This is a genomic window from Dolichospermum circinale AWQC310F, from assembly GCF_000426925.1.
In the GTDB taxonomy this organism is placed as follows: Bacteria; Cyanobacteriota; Cyanobacteriia; order Cyanobacteriales; family Nostocaceae; genus Dolichospermum; species Dolichospermum circinale.
In genome coordinates, this window is the sequence record NZ_KE384675.1 from 1 (window position 1) to 8160 (window position 8160).

The 8160-nt window shown below is 40.8% G+C and carries 9 protein-coding genes and 1 tRNA gene; 6 read left to right on the plus strand and 4 right to left on the minus strand.

Annotation, left to right across the window (positions count from 1 at the left end; genetic code table 11):
* Window positions 1-78 precede the first annotated feature (78 nt).
* Window positions 79-975 carry an alpha/beta fold hydrolase gene (locus ACIR310F_RS0108600; RefSeq protein WP_028083484.1) on the minus strand — a complete coding sequence of 299 codons (897 nt, stop codon included), beginning with the start codon at window positions 973-975 and terminating at the stop codon, window positions 79-81.
* Between the two features lie 386 nt (window positions 976-1361).
* On the opposite strand from ACIR310F_RS0108600, the gene ACIR310F_RS0108605 reads away from it, so the two are divergent.
* The 6 genes from ACIR310F_RS0108605 to ACIR310F_RS0108630 all read left to right on the plus strand — a co-directional run bounded on the left by ACIR310F_RS0108605 (window position 1362) and on the right by ACIR310F_RS0108630 (window position 5921).
* Window positions 1362-1889, plus strand: a complete 528-nt coding sequence (locus ACIR310F_RS0108605) for a GNAT family N-acetyltransferase (RefSeq protein WP_028083485.1) — start codon at window positions 1362-1364, stop codon at window positions 1887-1889.
* 220 nt (window positions 1890-2109) lie between these two features.
* Window positions 2110-2183: transfer RNA gene (locus ACIR310F_RS0108610), tRNA-Pro, on the plus strand.
* 115 nt (window positions 2184-2298) lie between these two features.
* Complete coding sequence (locus ACIR310F_RS0108615) at window positions 2299-2619, plus strand: DUF6825 family protein (RefSeq protein ID WP_028083486.1); 321 nt, start codon at window positions 2299-2301, stop codon at window positions 2617-2619.
* A 113-nt stretch (window positions 2620-2732) separates the two neighbouring features.
* Entirely contained in the window at window positions 2733-4418 is a 1686-nt protein-coding gene (locus ACIR310F_RS0108620; protein ID WP_028083487.1) for an ABC1 kinase family protein, read from the plus strand.
* 21 nt (window positions 4419-4439) lie between these two features.
* Window positions 4440-5168 (plus strand): PP2C family protein-serine/threonine phosphatase, encoded by a 729-nt coding sequence (locus tag ACIR310F_RS0108625; protein WP_028083488.1) that lies wholly within the window; start codon window positions 4440-4442, stop codon window positions 5166-5168.
* A 555-nt stretch (window positions 5169-5723) separates the two neighbouring features.
* Window positions 5724-5921 (plus strand): NblA/ycf18 family protein, encoded by a 198-nt coding sequence (locus tag ACIR310F_RS0108630; RefSeq protein WP_028083489.1) that lies wholly within the window; start codon window positions 5724-5726, stop codon window positions 5919-5921.
* Window positions 5922-5958: 37 nt separating this feature from the next.
* Here ACIR310F_RS0108630 and ACIR310F_RS0108635 read toward each other — a convergent pair whose 3' ends face one another.
* The 3 genes from ACIR310F_RS0108635 to ACIR310F_RS0108645 form a co-directional block, all read right to left on the minus strand.
* On the minus strand, window positions 5959-7116 hold the full coding sequence (locus tag ACIR310F_RS0108635; RefSeq protein ID WP_028083490.1) for an anhydro-N-acetylmuramic acid kinase: 1158 nt from the start codon (window positions 7114-7116) through the stop codon (window positions 5959-5961).
* A gap of 93 nt (window positions 7117-7209) precedes the next feature.
* Entirely contained in the window at window positions 7210-7809 is a 600-nt protein-coding gene (kdpC, locus tag ACIR310F_RS0108640; RefSeq protein ID WP_028083491.1) for a K(+)-transporting ATPase subunit C, read from the minus strand.
* 40 nt (window positions 7810-7849) lie between these two features.
* Window positions 7850-8005 carry a potassium-transporting ATPase subunit F gene (locus ACIR310F_RS0108645; RefSeq protein WP_231387441.1) on the minus strand — a complete coding sequence of 52 codons (156 nt, stop codon included), beginning with the start codon at window positions 8003-8005 and terminating at the stop codon, window positions 7850-7852.
* Window positions 8006-8160 lie beyond the last annotated feature (155 nt).

Here is an 8160-nt window from a genome sequence, read left to right on the forward strand (position 1 = left end):
CCTGTTCCCTGTTCCCTGTTCCCTGTTCCCTGTTCCCTTGTCATAACAACAATTTTTAACGCCAACCTAATTAAGCGACTAATGACCAATAACTACTGACCGAATATGTTCAGCTACGGCTTCCGGTTGCTCTAACATAGCCAAATGCCCACAATCAGGAATTTCAATCACATTATCACCAACATATTGGAAAAGCCAATGAAAACTGGCCAAATGGCGGACATATTTCGGTTCCATTACCTTATCGTCAGCGCCCGCTAAAAAATATACTGGCTGCTTCAATTTTGATACTAACTGGGGTAAACAGTTAATTTCTTGTTCCGTAGTAGATGCAAAAAGAGTTCCCAGAGCAGCCTCTGGATCAGCTACAATAAAATCAATTAATCTTTGACGCGCCCAACAACGTTCTAAAGGACGCAATACACTAGCTTTAGTAAATAACAAATCAATTAAGGGCATTTGCGAAAGCCAACGGGGACGGACTTGTAAAAATTTCTGTCCTGCGGCACGGAATTGCTCAAATGCTTCTTTAAGATAAATTCCACCACCGGCATTAATACAAATTACACCTTGAATACAATCATGTAATTGAGCCGCTGTCCACAGAGCAATAGTACCACCCAAAGAATGACCTATGAGCCAAGCGCTAGAAATATTCAAGTGTTTGAGAAGAACGGCTAAATCTTGAGCATAAGCGAATGGGGAATATACAGAATCTAAGGAAGAAGTAATCATGCTAGAACCTATAGAAGTCAGGTCTATATATGAATCTGATGTTACCTGGGACTGAGATTCACCGAAGCCTCGTAAATCGTAAGATAAACACTGTAAATCTAGTGATAGACGAGAAATTACGGGTTGCCAGTATACACGGCTATTTAGCCAACCGTGGATAAATACTAAAGTATGGGGACATGATGTAGGAGCGGTTAGCTCATAAGTATGTGGAACACCTAAGATCTCTATTGTTGCCATAGTTAAATATCGTACCCATGAATTTAGGTGCGAATAAATACAACTAAATACAAACAGGAAAAGAATAATTCAAAATCATCTATATCTAAATTCTACAGTCTATCAGTTAAATTACCTGTGATCCTGGTCTCATTGAATTGAATATTAATGGGCAAGATATAAATTTAAGCTTGTCCATGGATATAAAGCAGTGCGGAGGAAATTTGTCGGAAAAATTTGGACTTTGGACGAGTTTTATGAAGTAGTGTCAAAACAAAATGCTAAAGTTAAAGATGATTGGTAAGAAACACCCCATAACTAGCTATGGTCATAGTGATGTTAAATGTGAATCAACACTCTTAAAAAGTGGCAACCAATTTCAGTCATACTACCCGAACTGCGTTGGCATGGGTTTTTGGAAAACTTGGTTTAGCACTCCTGAATCTTTAGCGACAAATAAAACTACTGCTGTTAACGAGCATACAGCAGCCGTTGAAGGTAATTCCAGTTTAGACAAGGGTCAAATCATTTTCAGTACCGAAAAAGATATTGACCTGTATGAATTAGAAGAACTCTGTGACGCAGTTGGCTGGTCACGTCGCCCTCTCAGAAAAGTAAAAAAAGCGATTGAGCATAGTTTTCTTGTGGCCTCCATGTGGCAAGTACGAGGGAACAAGAAGCGTTTGATTGGTTTTGCCCGTGCTACCTCAGACCATGCTTTTAATGCCACCATCTGGGATGTAGTGATTCATCCTGATTTTCAAAGTAGAGGACTAGGTAAGGCTTTAATGAAATATGTCCTCAAAAAACTAAGGAGCGAAGAAATTAGTAATGTGACTCTTTTTGCTGATGCCCATGTTGTAGATTTCTATAAAACTATGGGCTTTATGCCAGACCCTGAAGGTATCAAAGGAATGTTTTGGTATCCTCAGTAATTTGGTCATTGCGGATGAGGCATTGGGGAATAATGGGGGTAATTTAAGTGAAAATTCCGGGAAAATCCTGGTTTGTGCCTGATTTCTCCCAGGATGTTTTCCATAGTCTGATTTTTTATAGATTATTGGGTTTGCATTTATTCTTTTTTGTGATATGATAAGCAAGACAAACCAAAAAAGCATAATTTAAGTTATGTAAAAATTGGTTTTGATAGATTTACGGGATGTAGCGCAGCTTGGTAGCGCGCCTGCTTTGGGAGCAGGATGCCGCAGGTTCGAATCCTGTCATCCCGATTTTATGGATATTTAAGGCTGATTGTATTTCGCTAACTCAGCAAAGTTGCAAATGGAAACATTACAGCATCCAGGCAGGTTATAATCTTTTTGCGGAGCAACTTTACAAAAATTTATGAGTAATCCCCTTGTGCAAGCCTTTTTCGTAGGCAGAGCAGTAGCCGAAGTGATTAATGAGCGTGTAGAAGTCGCCTTGACTGATGCTTTGAGTGAACTGGGCAAATTTGATGCTGAAGCTAAAGAGCAGCTACGCCAGTTTACAGAAGAAGTGATGGCACGAGCTAATCGGGCTGCAGAATCCTCTGCAACTGGAAAAACGACAAATAGTTCATCTGGTGCAGATTCTTTGGATTTACAGGCCGAAATTGACGAATTAAGGGCAGAAATCGCCCTATTAAGAAGTGAATTGCAGAAGTATCGCCATGCTGCAAAATAGGTAATGGGTAATGGGTAATGGGTAATGGGAAAATTCTCCCCCAGATGCCCCGCCCAGCCCCTTACCCTTCCAGATTCTCCTGCTCCCTCTCAAGCCGACGGTATAAGAAAAATATGGAACAAGGTTACTCAGGCAAAGCATACCGTTGGAATCGGGAAGAATACTCTAGCAAACGCCGCTTTGTGGATATTTGGTCTTTTGTCTTGACCTTGATGTTCAAAATTTGGCGCTATAGCAAGCCCTGGAGTTACCCCGGTGGTATGACGGAAGCCAAGCAAGCAGCTAGACGCAAGGCCCAAGCAATCTGGATTAGAACTACATTCCTGGATTTGGGTCCGACTTTTATTAAGGTGGGACAGTTGTTTTCTACTCGTGCTGATATTTTCTCGACTGAATATGTGGAAGAGTTATCTAAGTTACAAGACAAAGTTCCGGCATTTAGTTATGAACAGGTGGAAGGAATTATTGAACAGGAGTTGGGTAAACCAATTTCCTCACTTTTCCAAGATTTTGAACCTATTCCCCTGGCTGCTGCTAGTTTAGGTCAAGTTCACAAGGCTACTCTGTACACTGGTGAGTCCGTTGTTGTCAAGGTGCAAAGACCTGGACTTAAGAAGCTATTTGAAATTGATTTAGACATTCTTAAAGGTATTGCCCGTTACTTTCAAAACCACCCCAAATGGGGACGGGGTAGAGATTGGATGGGTATATATGAGGAATGTTGTCGCATTCTTTGGGAAGAAATTGATTATCTGAATGAAGGTCGCAATGCCGATACTTTTCGCCGGAATTTCCGCATTTATAATTGGGTAAAAGTACCAAGAGTATATTGGCGTTATGCTACGTCTAGGGTAATTACTTTAGAGTATTTACCTGGAATTAAAGTTAGTCAATATGAGGCCTTGGAAGCTGCGGGTGTAGACAGAAAAGCGATCGCTCGTTACGGCGCACAAGCTTACTTACATCAACTTCTAAATAATGGCTTCTTTCACGCTGACCCCCACCCTGGGAATCTGGCAGTTAGTCCCGACGGGGCTTTGATTTTCTATGACTTCGGCATGATGGGTACAATTAAATCCAATGTCCGAGAAGGACTAATGGAAACTTTATTTGGCATCGCCCAAAAAGATGGCTCGCGCGTGGTAAAATCCCTAGTTGATTTAGGAGCGCTCGCCCCAGTTGAGGACATGGGACCTGTCCGTCGTTCTGTCCAGTATATGCTGGATAACTTCATGGATAAGCCTTTTGAAAACCAATCCGTGGCAGCTATTAGTGAAGATCTGTACGAACTGGCCTATGATCAACCATTTAGATTTCCAGCAACCTTCACCTTTGTCATGCGTGCCTTTTCTACCTTGGAAGGAGTCGGTAAAGGTCTAGATCCAGAGTTTAATTTTATGGAAGTTGCCCAGCCTTATGCAATGCAGCTTATGACAGATAACAGTAGTTCTGAGGGGAATAGCTTCTTGAATGAATTAAGTCGTCAAGCAGTCCAAGTTAGCAGCACTGCTTTAGGATTACCACGGAGATTAGAAGATACTCTAGATAAAATAGAACGTGGGGATATCCGGCTCCGAGTTCGCTCCGTAGAAACAGAACGCCTGATACGGCGACAGAGCAATATTCAACTGGCAATCAGCTATGCTCTAATTATCAGTGGTTTTACAATTGCTGCTACAATTCTCCTCGTTAGCCATTATGTATGGTTAGCAAGTCTGATTGGTTTAATTGCAGCATCAGTTTCATTCATGCTGATTCGGTTGCTTTTGCGTCTCGACCGTTATGATCGAATGTATTAATTAGTCGCTTACGAAAAATCTATGAAACTTGACTCTACCGGTTTATCAGATCCGGGGCTTATTCGTGCTTATAATCAAGATTGCCACTATATTGACCCCGCAGGGCGATTCTTTATCGTCGCTGACGGTATGGGTGGTCATGCGGGAGGAGAAGAGGCTAGTCGTATCGCTACTCAAGAAATTCGTTCATACTTAGAGCAAAATTGGCAATCCCCTGAATCAGCATCAAAACTATTACAACAAGCCCTATCAACCGCAAATCAAGCTATAGTCACAGATCAGCAAAATCATCCTGAACGTGCTGATATGGGAACAACAGCGGTCGTAGTTGTGATTCGTCCCGGAGAATCTCCTGTATGCGGTCATGTTGGTGATTCCCGTCTTTACCGTCTGCGGAAATCACAATTACAACAAATTACAGAAGACCATACCTGGATTGCCAAGGCACTGAAAATAGGCGATATTACTCCTGATGAGGCTAGGGTTCATCCCTATCGTCACGTTTTATCCAATTGTTTGGGTAGGGAAGACCTGAATCAGATTTCAGTCCAACCACTGGATTTAGAACAGGGCGATCGCTTACTATTATGTAGTGATGGACTCACTGAAGAACTTGTAGACGATAAAATTGCCAGTTACCTTCAAGGCACACCTTCCTTAGAAATAGCAGCCGAATCTCTCGTAGCAGCCGCAAAAGAAGAAGGTGGACGCGACAACATCACCGTCGTTCTCGTCTCTGTAGAAACCTGATTTTTTAATTATTCGGTGATAGTAGTCAGGAGTCAGTAGTTAAGAGTATCTTGCCTATTTTCTCTTGTCTATTCCCTCCCCTTTCACTACAAAAAGTAAATATACTGAATATTTTGTTCAATTTGAGCATTTTTCCCCTCAAGAACTTGCTAAAAATATTTCTACCCTCCAAATATCATAGGAGTTTAAATTTTTCTAATTACCCCAACTGACATATTCCATCGGGTATTATGTCTAAATAAACAGCAAATATCATGTCAACTGTCTACAGCATCCAGATGAAAACCCAATTAGTTACCTCTGATGAGAAATAAATTTCAAAAGATGGGCAAACTGTCAAACATTTGTTATATTTCTTAATATAGAGAAACAAATGTTAACCAAAATCTAGAAATCACTTCTGCCAGTGTTTATGTGACATAGCAAATTGCAGACAAAAGCAGTACAGAACCTAAGTAAAAAGCAAAAGCTAGTTTTACTTTTTACTACTGACTCCTAACTCTTCAATTCTGTTGTCAATGTCGTTTTTATACGTTGTTTGTTTTGGAGTTCATTATGAATCAACCAATTGAACTGTCCTTGGAACAGCAATTTAGCATTTGCTCCTTTGCTACACAAGTCCAACAGATGAGCCATGAACAAGCTCAAGACTTTTTAGTTAAGCTCTATAGACAAATGATGGTGCGTGAAGCAACTTATCAAGAACTGCTTAAACAACAGTGGGGTCTAGACTCAGGTTCTAGCATGGCCTAGAGAAAAATCCGGGGATATAGCTTTAAATTAGGGGTAATTAGCGATAATGTCCGTGAATTTCTCCTAACAGCACCTCCTGAGATGCTCCGGTCACAGAAGGTAAGTTACCTGGAATACCGACACTGCGCCAGTATGCCAAAACCGCAAAAGCGATCGCCTCCTTAAAGCACGCGCTTATTCCGAGTTGATCCGTAGTGGAAACTGGAACTTTCCCCAGTAACAACTCTAGCCGCCGTTTTAAGTAAATATTACGACTACCACCACCACATAATAACACCTGATGTGGCCTTCTTGGTAGAAAAGTGTCATAATTGTGAACAATAGAAACCGCCGTCAGTTCTGTAATGGTTGCCAAAAAATCCGCAGGCCATGTACTGAACTGATAGCCTTGAGCATCTTCTAAACACTGATGTAAATAAGCAACACCAAATAACTCACGTCCAGTAGATTTAGGAGGTGGTAAGTGAAAATACTCATGACTAAGCCATTTTTCTAGCAATGGATAACATGGTGTACCACTAGCAGCCCAATCACCATTTTCATCATAGGTTTTAGCCCCATTGGTAAAATGTTGTACAGCCAAATCCAATAGACTATTACCTGGACCTGTATCCCAACCGCGAATTTGGCACAACCAATTATCACTGACGGCTGGGAGGTAAGTTACATTACTGATACCACCAATATTTTGTATACAACGTTCTTTCCGTGAATCACCCAATAAATAGGCATCAACTCTGGGAACAAGGGGCGCACCATGGCCACTAACTGCAATATCAGCAGTTCGGAAATTACTGACAGTAGTAATACCAGTTAAATGGGCAATTAATGATCCCCGTCCCAGTTGCAAACTATAACCCAGTTCCCCTGCTTCTTGACGGGGACGATGGTAAACAGTTTGACCATGAGAACCGATCAAAGTAGCTGCTTGATGACCAACTTGGATAAATTGGGCAGCTTCAGCAAAAGTCCGAGAGATAGCATCATCTATGGTAGCTAATTCTGCCATTGATACAGCAGCACCGGCGCCAAGTTCCAGAATTTGTTCTCTGAGTTGCGGAGGATAGGGATATGTTTCCCCCGCTATCAACTCCACCTTCAGATCCAAATCCCTGCCAGAAATTTCCACTAAAGCGGTATCTATACCATCTACAGATGTACCACTCATTAAACCGATAACACGAGTCGGGTGCATTGACTCAAATACTTTTATGGATATCAATAGTAGTGTAATTCATCCCCATTACCCATGTCAAAAAAAAATGACTAATTGACAACCGACCAACAACTAATTTTGTTGACGATTGATCTCTTGTAAATCCAGGGCATAATTTAAGCGTAAAATATTCACCCCAGGTTCACCGAAGATCCCCAAAAATCTGCCATCAATATACTTAGTAATTAACGGGATGATCTCATCTTCCTTTATCCCCCGTGCCTGTGCTACTCTTGCTATTTGTTCTCGTGCTGCTTTCAAAGAAATATGGGGATCTAAACCAGAACCTGATGTATAAATCAAATCAGCCACAGCTTGTTTATTTTCATTTTGCAATTCTTCCGCTTGTTTGAGAATGCGTTCCTGGAGTTGAGGATTAGTAGGAGCAAAATTGCTACCTCCAGAAATACCAGTAGGTTGAGCTTTTTGACCTTGGCTATATCTGACAGCACTAGGACGACTATGAAAATAACGGTCTGAGGTAAATCCTTGACCAATTAAGGTTGAACCAATGGGTTGAGCATTGATATTTGATATGATACTACCATTAGCTGAAAACGGAAAAATTGACTGGCCTACTAGCAATATAAACAGGGGATATATAATTGCCGTTAATAACCAAATTACCACTGTAATTCTAATCGCTCTGAAAATTTCTCTAAAAATAGACATAATTCCATTTTTAATTTTATTTGAACTTGTTTGTAAGTTATTAAAAGCGTTCTGGCTGAAAAATGACTATAAACAAATAAACTACTAACATTAAAGTCGTAAAACCTAAAATACCAATTGCCCAAGCAGAAACTTTATCTAAGCTACCACCACTATTAGCATAAACCACTGGAGCAATCAATAAATTTAAACACATCACCAGAAAAATAATGATGGGTAATTGGTATTTAAATCTGGATAATCTCATAAATTGTATCATTTTTATCAGATGTCGTTATGACAAGGGAACAGGGAACAGGGAACAGGGAACAGGCTTCGCCGTGAGCGTCAGCCGAACGGTTTTGGGCAACT